Here is a 20,756-nt window from a genome sequence, read left to right as displayed (position 1 = left end):
CCTATCCCGAGATCCGGAATCCGGGGTCGATGCCCCAGATGGCGAGTGTGAGAAACAGATTCGTGAAGACCATCACGACGATGACCATCTTGATCGCGCGTCCGGCAGCCACGCCGACACCTTCGGGCCCGCCACTGGCGACGAAGCCGTAATAGCACTGGATGAACGCCGCGATCAGCACGAACACCACCACCTTGAACACCGAGAAGAACACGTCCGGGCCCAACAGGAATTGGTAGAAGTAGTGGTCGTAGGTGCCCGCGGTCGTTCCGCCGAGGAACAGCACCGACAACTTGGTCGCCACATAAGCCACCGCGAGACCGACGGTGTAGAGCGGGACGATGGTGATGGTCGCCGCGATCATCCGGGTGGTCACCAGGTAGGGCAGCGGCCGGATCGCGATCGACTCGAGGGCGTCGATCTCCTCGGAGATCCGCATCGACCCGAGCTGGGCGGTGAACCGGCAACCGGACTGGATCGCAAAGGCGAGCGTGCCGAGGATGGGGGCGATCTCGCGGGTGGTCGCGAAGCCGGAGATGGCCCCGGTGAGGGGGCCCATGGTGAGCAGGTTCAGCGCGGAATAGGATTCCATGCCGACGGTGATCCCGCCGAAAGCGCACAGCACGATCACCACGCCGACTGTGCCGCCACCGACGATTAGCGAACCGTTGCCCCAGCCCACATCGGCGACCAGCCGGGCGACTTCCTTGCGGTAGTGGCGCAGCGTGAACGGAATGGCCAGCAGGGCTTGGAAGAACACGATCGCCTGGTGGCCGAGCCGCTGGTTGGCCTCGATCGGGAGCTTGGCCGTGGCCGCCAGCGCGTGCACCGGGCGCAGCGCGGGCGGCGTGTATTCGGCGGCCATGTCACACCACCTTCGCGGGGAACAGGGCGTTGTAGAGCTGGGTGACGATGATGTTGGTCGCGAACAGCATCAGCGCCGAAGTGACCACCGCCGAGTTGACCGAGTTCGCGACGCCGCCGGGTCCGCCCTTGGTGTGCAAGCCGATGTCACAGGCGATGATCGCGGTGAGCGCGCCGAAGATCGCGGCCTTCAGCAGCGCGACCAGCAGGTCGTCGGCCACCGCGAACGAGGCGAACGAACTGATGAACGAGCCCGGCGTGCCCTGCTGGGCGTAGACATTGAACAGGTAGGCGGTGGCGAAACCGACGAACACGATGAATCCGCACAGCAGCATGCTGACCACCACGGCGGCCACCAGCCTCGGTGCGACCAGTCGGCGTACCGGGTCGACGCCCATCACCTTCATGGCGTCGATCTCCTCGCGGATCGTGCGCGAGCCGAGATCGGCGCAGATGGCCGACCCGACCGCGCCGGCGATCATCAGCGAGGTGACCAGTGGTGCGCCCTGGCGGATGATGCCGAGGCCGGCCACCGCGCCGATGAACGTGGTGGCGCCGACCTGGTTGACCAGCGCACCGACCTGGATCGAGACGACGACCGCGACGGGGATGGCCACGAAGACCGTCGGCAGGGCCGAGACATTGGCCATGAACGCGCACTGTTTGACGAACTCCTGGAACGGAAATCGGCGCCGCACCAGCGACAGGAACAGTTGTGCGACGGTGGCCCTGCCGAGCAGGACCTGCCTGCCGAGTGTCTCGACCGACTGCTGGGGATGTCGTCGCCAGAGCCCGGTGGCGCTGTCGATGATCCGCCCGACTTCGGACGGTTCGGTGGCCGGTTGTGGCGTCACGCCGCACCGATCCTTTCTCACTCGTTGGGCTCGGCGGCTAGAGCGTGGTCAGCCAGTGGTGCAGCAGACCCACGAGCCCGGCGACGGCCGCGAGGCCGAGCACACATGCGCACAGAACAGCGATCCACATACCGACTCGGAGTACCGGATTGACCCGCGTGCGTCCGCCGAGGATCTTGACGACGGTCACCACCAGATCGATGACCCAGACCACGGCCGTCATCAGGTCATCGTCACATTCGCGAAGGTGAGCACCGGCCAGCATGCGATCGAACCGAGGAACGAGATGACCAGGTCGACACCGTGTAGCTCCCGCAGGTGGCTGGTGTGGGTGAGGGTCCAGAGGACCCCGACGAGGCCGTAGGGGATGGCGAGGATGATCAGCGTGCCGAGGAACTCGGACACCTTCATCTCGTAGCTGAGGAATCTGTCCAGCCGTCGCAACATGGGTACCGCTGTTCCTTTCTGTACGACCGTGTCAGCGGGCGGATCGATGAGTTGCGGCCTCGCTGACGGTCGCATATGTTGCCGCGCATTCATGTACAGGTGGGTTCTTGCTGTTTCACGATCTCCCGTGAGTGTGCAAGACGCAGCTGAATGTTCTGTGCAGTCAGGTCGCGCGGGTGCCTCGCTAAGTTACTACAGGTTCTCTGGTTTGTGACGAGAATTGGCAGTAACATAGCGCAGGTGTCGGCGATTATCTATAGGCCCGCCACGGCTATCCGCCCACGGTTGCCATCGGCGAGAATGGTCAGTAACTTAATGCCTGGGTCGCCGAAGAGTGGCGACTGTGGAGGAGGAACGCAATGTCCGCAGTGATCGTCGACGTGGTTCGCACAGCCTCAGGTCGGGGCAAGCAGGGTGGCGGGCTGTCCTCCGTGCACCCGGCCACCCTGCTCGCCGACGTACTCGCCGAGCTCATCGCGCGCACCGGGATCGACCCGGCGCTGGTCGACGACGTGATCGGCGGGTGCGTCACCCAGAGCGGTGAGCAGGCCAACAACATCTCCCGCACGGCGGTACTGGCCGCCGGATTCCCCGAATCGGTACCGGCCACCACGGTCGACCGGCAGTGCGGATCCAGCCAGCAGGCCGTCCATTTCGCGGCTCAGGGCGTGCTCGCCGGTGCCTATGACATCGCGATCGCCTGTGGGGTCGAGTCCATGAGCCGGGCACCGATGTTCTCCAATGCCCAGGGCAAGGACTCCCTGCGCGCGCCGCTGGCCGCGCGTTACCCCGACGGGCTGATCGGACAGGGCGTCGCCGCCGAGATCCTCGCCGCGCGCTGGAAACTCGATCGCGCCACGCTCGACGAGTTCGCCGCCCGCTCGCACCGCCTAGCGGCCGCCACCGCCGGGGCCGGCGGGTTCGACGCCGAACTGGTCGCCGCCGGTGCGCTCACCGCCGACGAGACCATCCGGCCCGGCACCACCGTGACGGGCCTGGCCGACCTCCGCGCGGTCTTCACGGACCCGGCCATGGCGCAACGCTTTCCGGAGATCAACTGGTCGGTGACGGCGGGCAACTCCTCGCCGCTGACCGACGGCGCCTCGGCGGCGCTGATCATGAGCGAGGCGATGGCGGCGAAGCTGGGGCTCAGCCCGCGTGCCCGATTCCATTCCTTCGCCGTCGTGGGTGACGATCCGACGCTGATGCTCACTGCGGTGATCCCGGCGACCCGCAAGGCCCTCGAACGCGTCTCGCTGACCGTCGACGACATCGACACCTTCGAGGTGAACGAGGCGTTCGCACCCGTCCCGCTGGTCTGGCAGCACGAACTCGGTGCCGACCCGGAGCGGGTGAACCCGCGCGGTGGGGCCATCGCGCTGGGACATCCGCTCGGCGCTTCCGGCACGCGCCTGCTCGCCACGATGGTCAACCACCTCGAACAGACCGGTGGCAGGTACGGGCTGCAGACGATGTGCGAGGCCGGCGGCCTGGCCAACGCGACCATCATCGAACGGCTGTGACGCGGCGCCGTCGAGCAGCGCCGAGACCAGGGGCTGACCAAGCACCCGGGAAAGGATGACGATGAGCACGGTATCGAAGCACGGCGGACCCGATCACACGGACCCGAACAGCAAAAGCTACGTCGACGAGGACACGGCCACGGAACCCGAGCAGATGCCGGGGGCGCTGACACTCGACCGGGTGCGTATCCACATCCCCGATACCCACCGTTCCCCGCGTAAGAAGCCCGCGCGACTGGCCGATGCGCTGGACTTCTGGATGTTCGCGGGCGCTGCCGCGAACGTGGCGATGCAGTTCGCGCACCAAGGGGTGGCGGCCGGTGTCATGGAGAGCAAGGTCGAATCCGGTGCGCTCATGGTGCACCCGTGGAAGCGGCTGCGCACGACATCGGCTTACCTGGCCGTCGCCGTACTCGGTACCGACGCGGACAAGAAGGCGATGCGCGAGGCGGTGAACGTCGCGCACCGGCAGGTCAGGTCGACTCCGGAATCGAAGGTGAAGTACAACGCGTTCGACCGGAATCTGCAGATGTATGTGGCCGCCGCCATCTACATCGGCTTCGAGGACACCCACCAGTTGCTGTGCGGCAAGATGACCGACGAGGAGCTGGAGCAGTTCTACCAGGGTGCCGACACCTTCGGCACGACCCTGCAGGTGCACCCCGACATGTGGCCGAAGACCCGCGCCGACTTCGACCGATACTGGCTGCAAGCGTGCCGGCAGGTGGTGTGCGACGACGAATTCCGCGCCTACATCGACGATCTCGTGCATCTGCGGATGATCCACTGGTCACTGCGGCTCGTGTTCGGTGGGCTGCTGGAGTTCTTGACCTCCGGATTCCTGCCCCCGCACTTCCGCGAGCAGATGGGGATCGAGTGGAGCCCGTCGGATCAGCGCCGATTCGAGAATCTCTTCCTGTTCGTGGGATTCGTCAACCGGTTCATTCCCCGGTTCATCCGCTTCGCCGGTACCCATTCGATGATGCGCGATGTGCGCCGCCGCATCACCGAGCAGCGGCCGCTCATCTGAGATTGCCCCGCTGACCGGATCGGTGGTCGTACCGCGGGAAAGCCGACGCGAACCCGTCCCGACGACGACGTTGGCGTCGCGACAGTGTGTCGGACTCTGCCCGCGGTACTCTCGTGTCGACACTGTTTCACCAAAACATCGCCCGACCGGGTCGTTCGGCGCCGGTGAGAACCGGCCGAGCGAGCACCACACAGAGGTTGTTCCCGTCCGCGAATTCCTCAAACGGCCGATGTCCGGGTTGGGGCACCGACGACCGGGTAGGTGCCGGACATGGAGATTATCGCGATCCTCGCCCTGGTCGTCGTTGTCGCCGCGGTCGTGCTGTTCCGCAAATCCAAGCGCAGGCCGCCGGATGAACCCGAATGGACCGGCAACCCGCCGGACCGGCCCGGTCAGTGACCGGACCGGCGCCAGTCGGTGGGAGTGAACTGCTCGATGTGCACCCGCGCGGCGGGCACACCCATCGTATGCAACTGGGTGCGTACCGCGTCGAGGAATCCGTCACCGCCGCACACGTAGATGTCGGCGTCGTCGGGAAGGTCGACGACGGACACATCGATCCTGCCGGGGCGGGCACCCTCGACCTCGGCATCGCTGTACCAGAAGTCCGCCTCGGCCGATTCGAGCCGTCCCAGTAGGGTCTCCACCCGCTCGCGCAGCGGGTGGGTGCCCGGGCCGCGGTCGGCGTGCAGCACCCGCACCCGCCGGCCGGGGTCGCGCGCGGCCAGATGCTCGAGGATGCCGACCATCGGGGTGACGCCGACGCCCGCGGAGATGAGCACCAGCGGGGTGGTGGCATCGGGGTCGACGGTCAGATCGCCGAACGGCAGCGAGATCTCGAGTTCGTCGCCGACCCAGACCTGTTCGTGCAGCCAGGTCGACACCTCACCGGCCGGGCACCCCGGCCGCCGGCCGACCCGCTTCACCGCGAAGGACAACGTGCCGTCGCCACCGGCGTCGATGAGGCTGTACTGGCGCAGCTGGCGCGCACCGTCGGGCAGTCGCACACCGACCGACACATACTGTCCGGCAACGAAACCCGGTAGTGGCTCGGCGGGATCGGCCGCACGGACACGGAAGACCGCCACGTCGGCGGTGTCGTCGGTGCGTTCGAGCACGGTCGCCCGGCGCGACACCTGGCCGGGTTGCACACCGGCATCGATGTAGAGCTGCTTCTCCAGGTCGATGAGCGCATCGGCCATCAGCCAGTACACCCGGTCCCAGGCTCGAGCGACCGGGGCGGTGACCACGTCGGCGCCCAGTACCCGCACGATCGCGGCGAACAGATTGTCGTGCACCACCTGGTACTGGTCGGCGGTGATGCCGAGCGAGGCGTGCTTGTGGCCGATACGGGCGAGCATGGACGCCGGATGCGGAAGTTCGGGATCGACCAGGTAGGTGGCGTAGACCGCGATCGAGGCCGCCAAGGCCCGAGATTGACTGCCCTGGGCTTGATTGCCACGGTTGAACAGGTCTCGGCGCAACTCGGGGTGATCGTCGAACAGCCTTCGATAGAAGACCTCGGTGATCTCGTCGACGGCGCCGGCGATCAGGGGAAGAGTGGCGCGCACGACCTCGGCGTGTTCGACGGTGAGCTCGGGTTGCGAGCGATCTACGGCGGTCATTTCGGCTCCTCGGCACTCTCGGGCGCGCGCGGTGGCCGCACGCGTAACGGCAGCAGCTGATTTGCCGACCCCGACACCAGGTCGGCGACGGTGTACCGGTCGAGATCGCGGTAGAAGGCTTGCGCCGCCTGCGCCAACAGGTGGCGCAGGCGGCAGCCGGCGATCATCGGGCACGCGGGTGGCCCCGCGCAGTCGACGATCTCGTCGCGTTGCTCGAGCAGCCGGATCAGCGTCCCGAGCCGCATCGCGCGGGCGGCCTCGGTCAGGACCAGTCCACCGCCGCGACCCCGGTTGGTCGCGATCACGCCGATCTCGACGAGCCGTGCCACCACAGTGGACACGGTGCGCTCCGAAGCCGCGACCTGGTGGGCGATCGCCTTGATCGTCACCCGGTCGCCGGCCTGCTCCGCCGCCGCCAGCCGCATCACGGCACGCATCCCGATATCGGTCGACGCGCTCAGCTGCATGGCTTCGACGCTACCGCGTGCCGAACCCGGTATATCCCCTGATCAGCGGTGTCTTCGATTACGCACGAGAGTGCGTAATTGCCGTCACAGCCGCCGCCCCTCAGCCGGGTACCCGCGAACCTTCCTGCGGCGCCGCCGCGACGGGTTGAGCGCGTCCACTGGTGTAGGTGGCCAGGACCGCCGCGCCGGCGATGAGGAAGCAGGCACCGGTGTACCAGAGATTGCCGATGGGGTCGCCGTTGGCGGTCTCGCCGTCGACGGCGCCGAAGAAGTCGGGCAGGGACGCGATCCAGAGCACGGCGAACACGAGCAGGTAGATCAGCGCGAATCGCTGAACGAAACGGTCCACGTATTCAGGTGCGGCGACGGTGCCCTGGCGTAGCCGCGACCACTGACCGATCATGACGATCAGGGCCACCACCGCCAGTACCGCCAGTTCCAGCGCGTAGACCACACCGCGCACCGTGGTGTCGCTCATGCCGATGACGGTCGCGGGCAACGGCAACACGAAGGTGCCCACCGAGGCCAGCAGCCCGATCACCACTGTGCGCCAGGTCAGTTCGACACCGGAGAACTGCCGACCGGTGTCGACGTGGCGGCCCACGAAGTACTGCACGCAGAAGGCCAGCGACATCGGCCACAGCGCCGCGAACACGACCACGCTGCCCATCGGCACCGAGTCGAACATCGGCTGATTGATGGGGTTGTCCACCGACCACTCCCACCAGCGCAGTTGCGGCCCGAGGTGGTCGAAGATCTCGTAGAACGCGTGGTGGACGAAACCGACGCAGACGGCGCCGATCAGCACTCCGAAGCGCCGGAAGATGCCCAGCATGCGCACGATGCCGAAGGCCATCGTCGCCATCAGGGGGTAGATCGCGATGATGTAGAGCGGCAGCCGGCCCCAGAGGAAGTCCACGGTGAACACGTTGTGGGCGAACATCGTGTCGACATGGTCCTCGATGCCGAACGCGGCCGGGAAGTACAACGGTGGTTCGATGACGAAAAGGTAGGCGGTGGCGCCGAACCACAACACCAGGTTGGTGGGGTCGCCGTGGCGGCGCAGGCGCACGATCGCGAACCACAGCGCGAGGATCGCGCCGATGATGATGGTGAGTTCGAGAACCGGCAGCGTCCAGTTCTCCAGGGCGAACGGATTGCGGAACTCGACGAGTCCACCGGCCTCCGCGCAGGAGAAACCGAGTTCGGTGGCGAGTTCGGCGAAAGTGGGGGAGCAGTGTTCGGCCATCGGGCGGCCCTCCTACGAACTGACGGAATCGGCGGTGTACCAGCGGGTGACGTCATAGCCCTCGTCGTAGCGGCGGAACCATTCGTCGGCCAGCGCGGGCAGACTCTCGTGCGCGGGATTGTGCCGGGGCAGCTGGCTGCGCACGATCCCGGCCATGGCCACCAGCTGTTCGCGCAGCCCCAGGTCGTCGAACGCGCGGGGCATCGTGCCGTTGTCGGCCGGGCGCAGGCCCGGCAGCAGGCGGCGCAGGGTCTGCTGATTGCGGTAACTGGCGAACATCGACAGCGCGTCGACCTGGCGGTCCGCCAGCGGCACATGCTCGTTGAAGCCCGCGCAGGCCACCCGGATCACCTGCAGCACGTGCCGGAAGATCGAGGGCGCCACCCGCATCCGGTACAGCTCGCTGTCGACAACGGAATTGAAGATGATCAGCGCCGAGCTGCGATGCTCCACCTCTTCGACGAAGTGCCAGATGAACAGCGAGGCCACCCGGTCGTCGCCGGGGGCGAACAGGGTGGCGTCGTTGTCGAGCATCAGTTTGAACACCGGGGTGAAGGTGGCCTCGAGGTCGGCGGTGTAGGCCAGGCGGTACTTCACCGGAGTGTCGGCGGTGAGCTCGTCGAACTCGCGGATCACCGCGTCGAGGGTGTGTTGCAGGCCGGGGTAGCGGCGGATCAGTGCCTTCACGTGCTGACGGTGCGCGGTGGAGTGCTGGCCCTCCTGGCGCATGAACGCATCGGCCTCCGCGGCCACCTCGGGGTCGGTGATCTGCGGTTTCGCCTGGGTGATCAGCTGCACGATCATCTTCTCGAAGCCGATCGCCAGGAACGAGACCGCGTTGGCCATCGACGAGAACGCCGGGTTCTGCGGGTTCCACAGAAACGGCACGTCGTAGTCGGAGAACGCGAAATCCATTTTGCGGACGTGTAGTTCGGTCACGGGGATTACCTCGTTGTTCGGGCATGCGCCGGTGCGGCCTGCCGTTCGGGTGATGCAGCAATCATACGAACTAGTGTTCAGGTGTATGATCACTTTCGAGGAATTCGCCGTGACCTGGGCTTGTGCTAGCGTCCACCGGTGGCACGGAGACGGGGGTGGGGCGGCAGGCCGCCAGGGGACGACGCGGAGGCCTCGCGCCGGATCATCGCCGCCGCGGTCGAATTGATCGGACGCACCGGCGCCGAGATCAGCATCGCCGACGTGGCGGAATCACTGGGCGTCATCCGGCAGACGGTGTACCGGTACTTCCCGAGCGCCGACGCGCTGATGACCGCCGCGGCCATGGCCTCGGTCGACGACTTCCTCGACCGGCTCACCGCGCACGTCAGCGGGCGCACCGACCCCGTCGACGCGATGACCGAGGGCGTGGTCTACACCCTCGCCGAGGTGCGCCGCACCCCGCACCTGGCCATCCTGCTGTCGAGTTCGTACCCCAACGCGCACCCCGACAGCCTCACCTCCGAGGCGGCCCAAGCTTTCGGCATGACGATGATCCGCCGCTTCGATGTCGACTGGGCGGTGCACGGTTACGACGAAGCGGCACTGCGCGAACTGGTCGAATACACGTTGCGCACCATGCAGTCGTTCTTCCTGTCCCCGGGTGATCCGCCACGCAGCGAGGACGAACTGCGCCGTTACCTGCGTCGATGGATGGGTACGGCGATCAGCGCCCAGTCGCCACCGTCGCGCTGAGGCGAGATCGCGGCCGTCCGGTGCCGGTCAGCGGGCCTGCCAGTGCGGGGTGCGTTTCTGCGCGAAGGCCAGCAGTCCCTCGCGCACGTCCTCGGTCATCGCGACGGTGGCGATCTCGCGGTCGGTGTGTTCCCAGGCGTCGTCGTCGGCGAGCCTGCCGTCGACCAGACCCATCGCCAGTCGCTTGCTGGCCTGCACCGCCAACGGTGCGTTCGCGGCGATCCGCCCGGCCAGTTCCAGCGCGGCATCGAGCGCTCCACCCGCGGGGACGACCCGGTTGATCAGTCCGTAGTCGAGGGCGCGGGCGGCCGAGATCGACTCCCCGGTCAGGATCATCTCCATGGCCACCTTGCGTGGCAACTGCTCGGGCAGCCGGAAGGCGCCACCGGCGGCGGCGAGTAGACCCCGCGCGACCTCGGGCAGGCCGAAGGTGGCCGTTTCGGTCGCGACCGCCAGGTCGCTGGCCAGCACCAGTTCGGTTCCCCCGCCGAGCGCGAACCCGTTCACCGCCGCGATCGTCGGCTTGCTGATCGGATGCCGCACGTACCCCGCCAGCCCCCAATGCTCATGGCCGGCAGCGAGGATCGACTCACCCCGGCCGATCGCCTTGAGGTCCGCGCCCGCACAGAACGCCCGCTCACCCGCCCCGGTGAGGACCACGGCACGAATCTCGCGGTCGGCCTCGGCCCGTTCCAGCGCCGCGCCCACTCCGGCACTGACCTCCCCGTCGACCGCGTTCATGATCTGCGGCCGATTGAGCACGATGACGAGCACGTGTCCACGCTGCTCCACAACAACGGCACCCACAGTCGACTCCCTGCCTCGATGTCGCGCCCCACAGCGGGACCCACGACATCTACCACGCCGACCTGCCACGGGACCGGCGAATCGGGCACGCGCGTCGCGGAACTGTCCGCCGAGACGCGGACCGTCGTAGGCTGCGAAAAAATTCGTGGAGAAAGTTTCGGGCGGGTGTCGATCTGTGGCAGGCCCGTTCGACCTAGGGATGTACGCAGGACAACACCTACCCGAGGAGACACCGTGAAGTACATGCTGATCATGCGAGCCACCGACGAAGCCTTCGCGTCGATGGGGGAGTTCGACTTCGACGAGATGCTCGAAACCGTGGGGAAATTCAATGACGAGTTGATTCGCGCCGGTGTGCTCGTAGCCGCCGAAGGGCTCGACGACGCGGCCGAGAGCGTGGTCGTGGACTACTCCTCGGACCCGCCGTTGGTCACCGATGGGCCCTACGGCGAGACCAAGGAGCTGTTCGGCGGGTTCTACATCCTGAACGTGGCCTCCAAGGAGGAAGCGGTGGAGTGGGCCAAACGATCGCCGATGGGTGGAGCCGGTTTCAAGACCGAGATCCGCCGGGTCACCGGCATCGACGAATTCCCGCAGGACAACGTCTGGATACAGAAGGAACGGGCCTGGCGCGAGGCCACCGGCCAGCTCTGAACGCGATGACAACATCCACCGGCCGGGCCGCGGTGGCCGCCGTGTGGCGGATCGAGTCGGCCCGCATAGTCGGCGCCCTCGCCCGCTACACCGGCGACTTCGCCCTGGCCGAGGACCTGGCGCAGGAAGCGCTGGCCGAAGCCCTGGTGACCTGGCCGCGTGACGGCGTGCCCCGGCACCCGGCCGGGTGGCTGCTCACCACGGGACGGCGCCGCGCGATCGACGCGTTCCGGCGCCGAGCCGCCCTCGACGACCGCTACGCCGCCCTCGCCGCCGGCCTCGGCGAGGGCGGGGTGCTCACCGGTGGCACGGTCCCCGACCCGGCACGCGCGGCCGACGACCCGCTGTGGGACCCGGACCGCATCGATGACGACGTGCTGGCGCTGATGTTCATCTCGTGCCATCCGGTGCTCTCCCGCGAGGCAGGGCTGGCGCTGACGCTGCGGGTGGTCGGCGGTCTCACCAGCGACGAGATCGCCGCCGCAGCGCTGGTGCCGACCGCCACCGTGCAGGCCCGCATCACCAGGGCCAAGAAGACACTCGGCGCGGCCGGGGTGGCATTCGAGCTGCCCCCGGCCGCCGAGCGCCGCACCCGGCTCGCCGGGGTCCTCAGCGTCATCTACCTGATGTTCACCGAGGGCTCCTCGGCGAGTGCCGGCGGTGAGCTCATCCGCTTCGACCTCGCCGGTGAGGCCCAGCGGCTCGCCCGGGTACTCGCCCAGCTGATGCCCGGCGAGGCCGAGGTGTTCGGTCTGCTCGCGCTGCTCGAGCTGACCGCCGCGCGCTTTCCCGCCCGCACCGGGCCCGACGGTGAACCCGTACTGCTCGAGGACCAGGACCGCCGCCGCTGGGATCGGGCCGCGATTCGGCGTGGCCGCGCCGCCCTCGCCCGGGCCGGGCAGGTCGGGCGCGGGCTGGGTGCCTACGGGCTACAGGCCGCGATCGCCGAATGTCACGCTGTGGCACCGTCGGTCGCGGCGACCGATTGGGAGCGGGTGGTGTTGCTCTACGAAGCGCTCGGACGGCTCGCGCCCTCCCCGGTGGTGGAGCTGAACCGGGCGGTGGCGGTGTCGATGGCGAACGGCCCGGCCGCGGGCTTGGCGATCGTGGACGAGCTGGTCGCCGCCGCAGCATTGCCCACCTCGCATCTGCTGCCCGGTGTGCGCGGGGAACTGCTCATCCGCCTCGGCCGCGTCGACGACGCGCGCGCCGAGCTCACCGAGGCGATCCGGCGATGCGGCAACGACCGCGAGAAGTCCGTGCTCGCAAACAAGCTCGGCGCGCTCGACGCGCTCGACGACGACGCGACGCCGGTGCGCCGACGCCGGGTGTGATCATCGCCTCCGACCTCAGCTACCGGGCGAACGTCGTGTCGCAACACTCTTTTCACTGATCAGCGGGCATGCTGACGGCCTTCGCGTGTTCGTGAAGTTTTGCCCGTAGATAGCCGGGTAGCCATCGGTGGCGACGAAGAGAGGTTGTGGATGTCTCAGGAATCGAAAACGGTCCTGCACCGGGCCATCGGTGCATCGGCGATCGGCAACGCGGTCGAATGGTTCGACTACGGTGTCTACGCCTACCTGGCGACCTACATCGCCGCGTCCCTGTTCCCCGGCAACGGGGAAGGTTCGGGTGTGGTCTACGCCCTGCTGGGATTCGCGGTGTCGTTCCTGATCCGCCCGATCGGCGGCATGATCTGGGGGCCACTCGGCGACCGCATCGGCCGCAAACGCGTACTGGCCACCACGATCATCCTGATGGCCGGTTCGACACTGTGCGTCGGTCTGATCCCCAGCTACGAGGTCATCGGCATCGCCGCGCCGATCATGCTCTACGCGCTGCGGATGGTGCAGGGTTTGTCCGCGGGCGGTGAGTACGGTGGCGCGGCCACCTTCATGGCCGAATACGCGCCCGACCGCAAGCGCGGCTTCTACGGCAGTTTCCTCGAGGTCGGCACGATGGCCGGTTTCACCCTCGGCAACCTGGTCGCCCTGTTGCTGGTGAATGTGCTCGGCGACTCGGCCATGCATTCGTGGGGCTGGCGCATCCCGTTCCTGATCGCCGCGCCGCTGGGTCTGATCGGCATGTACCTGCGCAGCCGGGTCGAGGACACCCCGGTGTTCCGGGAGGTCGACCGCAAGCACGAGACCGAAGAGGCGGTCACCGGGGTCTATCGCGACCTCGTGACCAAGTACATGCGCCCGGTGCTGACGCTGCTCGGCCTGGTCGTCGCGTTGAACGTGGTGAACTATTCGCTGCTCAGCTACACCCCCACGTACCTGGGTTCGGCCCTGGGGATGGCAGAGTCCGACGCGCTGCTCGTGCCACTGATCGGGCAGCTCGCGATGCTGCTCACCCTGCCCTTCCTCGGGGCGCTGTCGGACCGGGTGGGCAGGCGGCCGATGTGGTTGTTCTCGTGCGCGGCGCTGATGATCGCGGTCATCCCGGTGTACAAGCTGATCGGCACCTCCCTGGTCGGGGCGATCGTCGGGTTCGCGATCCTGGGGCTGCTCTACGCGCCACAGCTGGCGACGATCTCGGCGACGTTCCCCGCGATGTTCCCGACAATCGTGCGTTTCGCGGGTGTCGCCATCGGCTACAACGTGGCCACCTCGCTGTTCGGCGGCACCGCCCCGGTGATCAACCAGACGCTGATCGAGGCGACCGGCGACGACCTGATCCCCGCTTACTACATGCTCGGCGCCTGCGCGGTCGGCTTGGTCGCGGCCTACTTCCTGATCGAGACCAAAGGCATGTCGTTGCGCGGCACCCACGTACCCGGCACACCGGAGGCGCTCGAGGAGCAGCGGGGCCTGGGCGAGCTCGACGAACCCGGTGGCGACGTCGGCGCCCCGGTCACCGCGAAGTAGCGAGCTCAGTCCGAGGGGACGGCCGGGCCGGCCACCGCGGCGTGCAACGCGATGCGCGCCGCGTGCACAGCGGGTCGGCCGGCGGTTCCGTTGCGGTAGGCCAGGTGGCTGCGGCGGCGGGTGGTCAGCGGGGTGAGGGTGATGTCGTCGGGCGGGGCGTAGAGGGCCAGGCCGGGGACGATCGCGGTACCCGCACCGGCGGCGACCAGCGCCAGGACGGTGTCGAAGTCGTCGGCGTGATGGCGGATGTGCGGGGTGAAACCTGTGGCCTGGCAGGCGCGGATCGTCATGGTGTGGCAGAGGGTGCCGGAGGTGCCCGCGATCCAGGGGGAGTCGCGGTGCGCGCGCAGCGGATCGGTGGCGGGTACCGGGCTCGGGGTGGCCAGGTAGACCGTTTCGGAGTAGAGGGGTTCGGTGTGCAGTGCCGGATCGGCGTCGGCCGGGACCAGGTCGTAGTCGTGGGTGAGGGCGACATCGAGGGTGCCCGCGCGCAGGGCGTCGCCGGCATCGGCGGGGTCGATCTCGGTGACGGTGAGTTCCAGCCGGGGATGGTCGGTGCTCAGTGAGACCAGCGCGGGCGAGAGCAGCCGCCGGGCCGCGGTGGGGAAGGCGCCGATCCGCAGGGTGCCCACCAGGTCGGTGCGTGCGCAGGCCAATTCGGCGTCGGCGTGTTCGAGGGCGGCGAGAATTGTTTCGGTGTGGCCGACCAGCAGGTGCGCGGCGGGTGTCAGCGCGACGCGTCGGCCGGTCCGCTCGAGCAGCGGCACCCCGGCTTCGCGTTCCAGCGCGGTGAGCTGCTGCGAAACCGCCGACGGGGTGTAGCTGAGCGCCTCGGCGACGGCCGCGATCGTCCCGCGGTGCGCGAGTTCGCGCAGCAGGCGCAGTCTGCGGACATCCAGCATCAGTTCAGCTTACGCTCGGCGTCACAAACCTGAACTGGACCTGATGCAACTACCGGCTCGACGATGGAGTCATGACCTCACTGCACGGCCTGTTCGTCCCGCTGATCACCCCGTTCACCGCCGACGGCACTCTGGCCACCGAAGCCCTGCAACGGCACGCGCACGCCGTACTCGACGCGGGCGCGAGCGGGCTCGTAGCCCTGGGGACGACGGCGGAGCCCTCGGCGCTCACCGCCGCCGAACGCGCGCAGGTGCTCGACATCTGCGCGGCGGTGTGTGCCGAACGCGGCGCGGCACTGATCGCCTGCGCCGGCGGCAATGCCACCGCCGACTCGATCCGGGCGATCGCCGCACTGCCGTATCCGGTGACGGCGGTGCTCGCCGTGGTGCCCTACTACGTGCGCCCCAGCGAGGAAGGCGTCATCGCGCACTTCACCGCAGTGGCCGCGGCCAGCCCGGCCCCCGTGCTGGTCTATGACGTGCCCTATCGCACCGCGCGACCGCTCAGCGGGCCGACGCTGGTGCGTCTGGCCGAGACCCCGAACATCGCCGGTTTCAAACACGCCGTCGGCGGTATCGGTGCGTCCACCGTGGAACTGATGGCCCGCGCGGGTACCCGGACCACGGTGCTGTGCGGTGACGACCGCTTCGCTTCGGCGCTGCTCGCGCTGGGCGCCCACGGTGCGATTCTGGCCGCGGCCAACCTGGCCCCCGCCGCCTACGCCGCCCTCGTCGACGCCTGGCGGACGGGCGATCTCGCGCGCGGCCGCGCACTGGGCCACCAGCTGGACGCGGTCGGTGCCGCGGTGTTCGCCGAACCGAACCCCACGGTGATCAAGGCGGCGCTCGCCGCGCGGGGCGAAATCCCCAGCGCGGCGGTGCGCTTGCCGCTGCTGCCCGCCTCGGGTGAGTCCGCCGAGGCCGCCCTGGCGGCCTGTGCGGCCCTGCGGCCGGAGCCCAGCCGCAGAGCCGAGGCGTAACTCAGCCGTAGAGCTTGACGAAATTCTCCAGCGACCGCTCGATATCACCGCGCAGCGCCTTGGCGACCGCCGAACCGATCGGCCCGAACAGGGGCGCGCCGCCGAGGTCGATGTCGACACTCACCTTGGATCCGGTGCCACCGGGCTCCACCAGCAACCCGAGCCCGAACTTGGTGCCGCCGATGCCTGTGCCGGTCAACGCCAGCCGGCGCGGCGGCTCGGCGGTACGCACGGTCCAGGTGACCTTGTTGCGAAAACCCTTGACCCGGGCGATACCGACGAGCACGGTGCCCGCGGTGAGTTCTTCGGGCAGGGTGCCGCGCCAGGCTTCGTGGATGGTCAGCCAGTCACCGAGCCGGGGCAGATCGGAGGCATGGTCCCAGGCCTGGTCCGGTGGGACGGGGACATCGACGGAGAGCTTCAGTTTCGCCACGCCGGGGATGGTATCCGGTACCCGTGGTTCCGCCTCGCCCGGATCAGGGCATAGCGAATCAGCATAGCTCGCGACCCCGGATCGCCGGGGCCGTTCGGCGGGAATTGTGCAGTCCTACAGTGGGATACGCGTCGCGTCGGGCAGGGTGCTGCTAGGGTGTGCGAGTCGCTGGAAGCGGAGCATGTGGATCGGGTATTTCGGTCACCTCCGATGTTCGGGCGAAGCCTCCCGGGCCCGCCGGGCGGGCCCACCGGCCAGGGCGCCGGGTGGAGAAACGACGACGAAAGATCTGATGAACTCAGGAATCGCGGTGTTGTTGCTCGCCATCGGAGCACCGCTGTTACTGCTCGCCATAGCCGTTGCCGTGCTGTCGATGCGCAACGAGCGCACCCACCGGCTGCGTGCGGAGGCGGCCCACCGAGAACGCGTCGCATGCGAGAACGCGGTGCTGGGGCTGGCGCAGAACACCTTGCCGGCGATCACCGAAGCGGTGCGTAACCACGACATCCCGTCGGTGGCGCTGGACCTGCCCGACGAACTGCGCGAGGCCCCGTTCGGCCAAGCGCTGCAGTCGATCGCGACCGGGCACGCCGAGGATCTGCGCGTGGTCGCCGAGGAGACCAGGGCGATGGTCGAACACTACGGCGAGCAACGCCGCCTCGCCGAGGTGGAGACGGCCCAGGAACAGATCCGCACCGACATCTCCGCGAGCTCGCGAGCGGCCACCAGCGCCGCGGTGCGTTCATTCGGTACCTCGGTGGTCAGCCTCGGCACCGACCTCGGTCAGGTCGTCAGCGCCGCGCTGCGCGAGCACCGCGACGACGCCATCTACGAGACCCTCACCCGCATCGATCACACGGTGCAGCAGATGATCCGCCAGGCACAGTCCTACGTGATCGTCTCCGGCGGACTGCCCGGCAGGCGCTGGCCCCAGCAATCGCTCACCGATGTCGCGGGCGGAGCCACCGGCCGGGTCCGGGAATTCCTGCGCGTGCGCTCGGGCCAGTGCGACCGGATCGTGGTCAGCCGCGCGGTGGAACCGCTCGTACACACCATGGCCACTCTGCTCGACAACGCACTGCGCTATTCGCCGCCGTCGTCGTTCGTGGAAGTGGGATTTCAGGAGGGCCACCACGGCGTCACCGTCATCATCGACGACGCGGGTATGCGGATGAGCCCGGAACAACTCGAGGACGCGCGCCTGGTGCTCAGCGGTGAACGCCCCGTCGACATCCACGATCTCGGGCCCGCGCCCAAGGTCGGTTTCCCCGGCATCGCCGCGCTGGCGCGCCGCTACGGATTCTCCGTCCACGTCGACGGCCCGAACATCTTCGGTGGCATGCGCGCCATGGTCTACGTACCATCGGCGCTGCTGGTCAGTGGTGAGGCACCACGCCTGCCCGAACCAGAACTCGCGGCGCCCGCACACATCCCGGTTCCCGTGCCCGCGCTCGAGGAGGCCGACGCGCCCCGCGCTGCGGTCCACGAGATCACCAGCGGCGGACTGCCCAAGCGCCGCCGCAGGCCGGTCGCCCCGGATTCGGCGGGGGCGGTCATCGAAGTGGGGCAGGCCCGCCCCGACCTCGCCGCTGCCTGGCACAGCGGTTCCCGTAGCGGTCGTGCCGCTGCGGCCGAGCGAACGACGGAAGGAACGGCCGATGAGCACACCGGTAGCCGATAGCACCAACCGACTGGCATGGCTGCTCGAGGATCTCGAGATCCCCGGCGTCCGCTTCGCGGTGCTGCTGTCCGATGACGGACTGCGTATCGCGCACTCGCGCGGCATCGCCAAAGACGATGCCGAGCGATTCGCCGCGGCCGCCTCCGGCCTGCGCTCGCTCGGCAAGGCGCTCGGCGAGTTCTGCGGCGGCGGGTCGGCGAACGCCGTGCGCCAGAACATGACCGAGTACGACGAGGGCATGATCATGATCACCGCCGCCGGCGTCGGCGCGCTGATGGGCGTCGCCACCACGGTCGACGTCGACGTCGCGCTGGTGGCGCACCGGATGAACGAACTGGCCTCCCGGGTCGGACACGAGATCGGCGCTGCGCCCCGGCACGGTGGCAGGTAATGAGCCGCGGCAGGCGCGATCCGGACCTGGTCAGGTCATATGTGCGCACCGGCGGCCGAGTGCGGGCCGCGCATGAACTCGATCTGGTGACCCTCGTCCGTGCCGTCTCCGACGCACGGCCCGATCACCGCCCCGACGAGCGCCGGGTGCTGGCGCTCACCAGCCGCCGCGGCGCGCTCTCGATCGCCGAGTTGTCGGCGTATCTGGATCTGCCCGCCTCCGTTGTCAAGATCCTGGTGTCGGATCTGCTCGACAGCGGCCATCTGCATTGCCCCACCCCGGCGGAAGTGAAGCCGGAACTCGCGTTGATCAAGGAGGTGCTACATGGTCTCCGTGCACTCGCCGGGTGAGGTGGACTACGTCGCCGAAACAGTGACCAGATCGGTGAAGATCCTGGTCGCGGGCAATTTCGGAGTCGGCAAGACGACCTTTGTGTGCGGCGTGTCCGAGATTCGGCCGTTGCGCACCGAGGAGACCATCACCGAGGCCAGCATCGGCGTCGACGACATGGCCGGGCTCGGCACCAAGGTCCAGACCACCGTGGCCTTGGACTTCGGCCGTCTCACGCTGAATCCGCAACTGGCGCTGTACCTCTTCGGCACGCCCGGTCAGGAACGTTTCGCCCCGCTGTGGGAGGAACTGGCGCGCGGCGCGCTGGGTGCGCTGGTGCTCGTCGACACCCGCCGCATCGAGAAGGCCGACGATGTGCTCTCGGCGCTGGAACAGCGCGGGGTGCCGTACGCGGTGGCGGTCAACGAGTTCGAGGGATTCCGCCGCTACCCGCTCGAGGAAGTGCGCGAGGCGCTGGATCTGGCGCCGGAGACCCCGGTCATCGCCGTCGACGCACGCAGGCGTGATCACAATCTGCGCGCGCTGATCACCTTGGCGGAGTATTTGTTCCGCAGGCAGGAATCCGTTCCACGATGACCTTGCTCGACCTCTCGGCCGACGAGCGGGTGCCGATGTACGCACCGGAGTTCGCGGCCGACCCGCAGGCGGCGTATCGGCGGATGCGCGCCCGCTTCGGTTCACTGGCACCGGTGGAACTCTCGCCCGGCATCCGGGCGACGCTGGTGATCGGTTACCACACCGCGGTACGGATCCTCAACGATCCCGAGCACTTCCCGGCCGACCCGCGCGCCTGGGAGCGCAACATCCCCCAGGACTGCCCGGTGCTGCCGATGCTGCAGTTCCGTCCCGCCGCGCTGCGCACCACCGGTGCCGAGCACGCCAGGTACCGGCAGGCCAATGTCGCCGGGATCGCCGGGGTGGATCTGTACGCGATGCACACCACCATCGAACAGTTCGCGTTCCCGCTGATCAACAGCTTCTGCGCCACCGGTTCGGCGGATCTGCTGAGTCAGTACGCCTTTCCGCTGGTGTTCCAGGCGTTGAACGCGATGCTCGGGTGCACACCCGAGATCGGCCAGCGGGTCGCCACCGGCATGGCCCAGATCTTCGAGGGCGACGACGCCGAGGCGGGCAACAACCTGCTCGCCTCGGCGCTGGCCGACCTGGTGGGCCTGCGCAAGCGCGAACCCGGCGACGACGTGGCCACCCGGCTGCTGCACCACCCGGCCGCACTCACCGACGACGAACTGGTGCACCAGCTGCTGGTGCTCTACGGCGCCGGGATCGAGCCGATGCTGAACCTGGTGGTGAACACGCTGCGCTTGATGCTCACCGACGACCGGTTCGCCGGCAGTGTGCTCGGTGGCAGCCTGTCCACCCGCGACGCGCTCGACGAGGTGTTGTTCACCGACCCGCCGCTGGCGAACTTCTGCATGACCTACCCCCGGCAGCCGATCCTGATCGACGACGTGTGGTTGCCCGCGCACGAACCGGTCGTGATCAGTATGTCGGCCTGCAACAACGACCCGGCCATCGCCGGTCGTGACGTGGTCGACAATCGCGCGCATCTGGCGTGGAGCGCGGGCCCGCACGGGTGCCCGGCCAAGTCGGTGGCCTACCTGATCGTGCAGGACGCGATCGACCAACTGCTCGACGCCTTGCCGGAACTGACCTTGGCCGTGCCCGCCGAGGAACTCCTGTGGCGGCCCGGCCCGTTCCACCGTTCACTGGCCGCGCTGCCGGTCGAGTTCCCGAAGACGCCGCCGCTGCCGCTGCCCTGATCCGGGGAACGACAGCGGTATCTCGCGACGAGTTTCGCGGACATTGCGCAACATTCGCCGACCTGTCACAGACGCCTGCGATGCCACTCTCGGCCATCGCCGTCGGCGGCCTTCCGGCAACCGAATTCAGGTTGTCGGCAAATGCGCGCACCCGG

General features: G+C 68.3%; 24 protein-coding genes. 13 read left to right on the top strand and 11 right to left on the bottom strand.

What is annotated here, in order from left to right; all coding sequences use genetic code 11:
- Nucleotide 1: 1 nt before the first annotated feature.
- The 4 genes from ACFO5K_RS01925 to ACFO5K_RS01910 form a co-directional block, all read right to left on the bottom strand.
- Nucleotides 2-865, bottom strand: a complete 864-nt coding sequence (locus tag ACFO5K_RS01925) for an ABC transporter permease (protein ID WP_378555364.1) — start codon at nt 863-865, stop codon at nt 2-4.
- A 1-nt stretch (nt 866) separates the two neighbouring features.
- Nucleotides 867-1,676, bottom strand: a complete 810-nt coding sequence (locus ACFO5K_RS01920; protein WP_378555501.1) for an MlaE family ABC transporter permease — start codon at nt 1,674-1,676, stop codon at nt 867-869.
- A 79-nt stretch (nt 1,677-1,755) separates the two neighbouring features.
- Nucleotides 1,756-1,941: a hypothetical protein gene (locus ACFO5K_RS01915; RefSeq protein WP_378555363.1), complete on the bottom strand. Its 186-nt coding sequence runs from the start codon at nt 1,939-1,941 to the stop codon at nt 1,756-1,758.
- Complete coding sequence (locus tag ACFO5K_RS01910) at nt 1,941-2,165, bottom strand: hypothetical protein (protein WP_378555362.1); 225 nt, start codon at nt 2,163-2,165, stop codon at nt 1,941-1,943. Before ACFO5K_RS01910 ends, ACFO5K_RS01915 begins: the two co-directional genes overlap by 1 nt.
- 359 nt (nt 2,166-2,524) lie before the next feature.
- On the opposite strand from ACFO5K_RS01910, the gene ACFO5K_RS01905 reads away from it, so the two are divergent.
- From ACFO5K_RS01905 to ACFO5K_RS01895, 3 genes are all read left to right on the top strand, one after another.
- Nucleotides 2,525-3,688: a thiolase family protein gene (locus ACFO5K_RS01905; protein ID WP_378555361.1), complete on the top strand. Its 1,164-nt coding sequence runs from the start codon at nt 2,525-2,527 to the stop codon at nt 3,686-3,688.
- A gap of 154 nt (nt 3,689-3,842) precedes the next feature.
- Nucleotides 3,843-4,718 (top strand): oxygenase MpaB family protein, encoded by an 876-nt coding sequence (locus ACFO5K_RS01900; protein WP_378555500.1) that lies wholly within the window; start codon nt 3,843-3,845, stop codon nt 4,716-4,718.
- A 270-nt stretch (nt 4,719-4,988) separates the two neighbouring features.
- Nucleotides 4,989-5,117, top strand: a complete 129-nt coding sequence (locus tag ACFO5K_RS01895) for a hypothetical protein (protein WP_378555360.1) — start codon at nt 4,989-4,991, stop codon at nt 5,115-5,117.
- On the opposite strand, the gene ACFO5K_RS01890 is transcribed toward ACFO5K_RS01895, so the two are convergent.
- From ACFO5K_RS01890 to ACFO5K_RS01875, 4 genes are all read right to left on the bottom strand, one after another.
- Nucleotides 5,111-6,343, bottom strand: coding sequence for an FAD-binding oxidoreductase (locus ACFO5K_RS01890; RefSeq protein WP_378555359.1), 1,233 nt, complete (start codon nt 6,341-6,343; stop codon nt 5,111-5,113). The two genes, ACFO5K_RS01895 and ACFO5K_RS01890, sit on opposite strands and share 7 nt — an antisense overlap.
- Nucleotides 6,340-6,810 carry an RrF2 family transcriptional regulator gene (locus ACFO5K_RS01885; protein WP_378555358.1) on the bottom strand — a complete coding sequence of 157 codons (471 nt, stop codon included), beginning with the start codon at nt 6,808-6,810 and terminating at the stop codon, nt 6,340-6,342. The genes ACFO5K_RS01890 and ACFO5K_RS01885 overlap by 4 nt, the downstream gene beginning before the upstream one ends.
- A 100-nt stretch (nt 6,811-6,910) precedes the next feature.
- A complete protein-coding gene (locus tag ACFO5K_RS01880) occupies nt 6,911-8,059 on the bottom strand; it encodes a hypothetical protein (protein WP_378555357.1) in 1,149 nt (382 codons plus the stop codon).
- A 12-nt stretch (nt 8,060-8,071) separates the two neighbouring features.
- Nucleotides 8,072-8,998: a metal-dependent hydrolase gene (locus ACFO5K_RS01875; RefSeq protein WP_378555356.1), complete on the bottom strand. Its 927-nt coding sequence runs from the start codon at nt 8,996-8,998 to the stop codon at nt 8,072-8,074.
- A 138-nt stretch (nt 8,999-9,136) separates the two neighbouring features.
- On the opposite strand from ACFO5K_RS01875, the gene ACFO5K_RS01870 reads away from it, so the two are divergent.
- Nucleotides 9,137-9,751, top strand: a complete 615-nt coding sequence (locus tag ACFO5K_RS01870; protein ID WP_378555355.1) for a TetR/AcrR family transcriptional regulator — start codon at nt 9,137-9,139, stop codon at nt 9,749-9,751.
- Nucleotides 9,752-9,778: 27 nt separating this feature from the next.
- On the opposite strand, the gene ACFO5K_RS01865 is transcribed toward ACFO5K_RS01870, so the two are convergent.
- Nucleotides 9,779-10,558 (bottom strand): crotonase/enoyl-CoA hydratase family protein, encoded by a 780-nt coding sequence (locus ACFO5K_RS01865; RefSeq protein ID WP_378555354.1) that lies wholly within the window; start codon nt 10,556-10,558, stop codon nt 9,779-9,781.
- 234 nt (nt 10,559-10,792) lie between these two features.
- Between ACFO5K_RS01865 and ACFO5K_RS01860 the strand changes: the two genes are divergently transcribed.
- The 3 genes from ACFO5K_RS01860 to ACFO5K_RS01850 all read left to right on the top strand — a co-directional run bounded on the left by ACFO5K_RS01860 (nt 10,793) and on the right by ACFO5K_RS01850 (nt 14,082).
- Nucleotides 10,793-11,212, top strand: coding sequence for a YciI family protein (locus ACFO5K_RS01860; RefSeq protein WP_378555353.1), 420 nt, complete (start codon nt 10,793-10,795; stop codon nt 11,210-11,212).
- A gap of 5 nt (nt 11,213-11,217) precedes the next feature.
- Nucleotides 11,218-12,546 carry an RNA polymerase sigma factor gene (locus ACFO5K_RS01855; RefSeq protein WP_378555352.1) on the top strand — a complete coding sequence of 443 codons (1,329 nt, stop codon included), beginning with the start codon at nt 11,218-11,220 and terminating at the stop codon, nt 12,544-12,546.
- Between the two features lie 150 nt (nt 12,547-12,696).
- Nucleotides 12,697-14,082 carry an MFS transporter gene (locus ACFO5K_RS01850; protein WP_378555351.1) on the top strand — a complete coding sequence of 462 codons (1,386 nt, stop codon included), beginning with the start codon at nt 12,697-12,699 and terminating at the stop codon, nt 14,080-14,082.
- A 5-nt stretch (nt 14,083-14,087) separates the two neighbouring features.
- On the opposite strand, the gene ACFO5K_RS01845 is transcribed toward ACFO5K_RS01850, so the two are convergent.
- Nucleotides 14,088-14,984 (bottom strand): LysR family transcriptional regulator, encoded by an 897-nt coding sequence (locus ACFO5K_RS01845; RefSeq protein WP_378555350.1) that lies wholly within the window; start codon nt 14,982-14,984, stop codon nt 14,088-14,090.
- Nucleotides 14,985-15,055: 71 nt separating this feature from the next.
- Between ACFO5K_RS01845 and dapA the strand changes: the two genes are divergently transcribed.
- Complete coding sequence (gene dapA / locus ACFO5K_RS01840) at nt 15,056-15,964, top strand: 4-hydroxy-tetrahydrodipicolinate synthase (RefSeq protein WP_378555349.1); 909 nt, start codon at nt 15,056-15,058, stop codon at nt 15,962-15,964.
- Between the two features lies 1 nt (nt 15,965).
- Here the strand turns inward: dapA and ACFO5K_RS01835 are convergent, their stop codons facing one another.
- Nucleotides 15,966-16,397, bottom strand: coding sequence for a type II toxin-antitoxin system Rv0910 family toxin (locus ACFO5K_RS01835; RefSeq protein WP_378555348.1), 432 nt, complete (start codon nt 16,395-16,397; stop codon nt 15,966-15,968).
- A 292-nt stretch (nt 16,398-16,689) separates the two neighbouring features.
- Here ACFO5K_RS01835 and ACFO5K_RS01830 point away from each other — a divergent pair, with 292 nt between their 5' ends.
- Genes ACFO5K_RS01830 through ACFO5K_RS01810 form a run of 5 tightly spaced genes read left to right on the top strand, consistent with a single transcriptional unit; the run spans nt 16,690 to nt 20,601 of the window.
- The gene (locus ACFO5K_RS01830) at nt 16,690-18,078 is read left to right on the top strand and encodes a sensor histidine kinase (RefSeq protein ID WP_378555347.1); all 1,389 of its coding nucleotides are present in this window, start codon (nt 16,690-16,692) and stop codon (nt 18,076-18,078) included.
- Nucleotides 18,056-18,469 (top strand): roadblock/LC7 domain-containing protein, encoded by a 414-nt coding sequence (locus tag ACFO5K_RS01825; protein ID WP_378555346.1) that lies wholly within the window; start codon nt 18,056-18,058, stop codon nt 18,467-18,469. Before ACFO5K_RS01830 ends, ACFO5K_RS01825 begins: the two co-directional genes overlap by 23 nt.
- Nucleotides 18,469-18,819 (top strand): DUF742 domain-containing protein, encoded by a 351-nt coding sequence (locus ACFO5K_RS01820; RefSeq protein ID WP_378555345.1) that lies wholly within the window; start codon nt 18,469-18,471, stop codon nt 18,817-18,819. The genes ACFO5K_RS01825 and ACFO5K_RS01820 overlap by 1 nt, the downstream gene beginning before the upstream one ends.
- Nucleotides 18,794-19,396, top strand: a complete 603-nt coding sequence (locus ACFO5K_RS01815; RefSeq protein ID WP_378555344.1) for a GTP-binding protein — start codon at nt 18,794-18,796, stop codon at nt 19,394-19,396. Before ACFO5K_RS01820 ends, ACFO5K_RS01815 begins: the two co-directional genes overlap by 26 nt.
- Nucleotides 19,393-20,601, top strand: coding sequence for a cytochrome P450 (locus ACFO5K_RS01810; RefSeq protein ID WP_378555343.1), 1,209 nt, complete (start codon nt 19,393-19,395; stop codon nt 20,599-20,601). The genes ACFO5K_RS01815 and ACFO5K_RS01810 overlap by 4 nt, the downstream gene beginning before the upstream one ends.
- Nucleotides 20,602-20,756 lie beyond the last annotated feature (155 nt).

Origin of the sequence: Nocardia halotolerans (assembly GCF_042650145.1) — a bacterium.
Lineage (GTDB): Bacteria > Actinomycetota > Actinomycetes > Mycobacteriales > Mycobacteriaceae > Nocardia > Nocardia halotolerans.
This window is presented reverse-complemented; position numbering and strand designations above follow the sequence as displayed.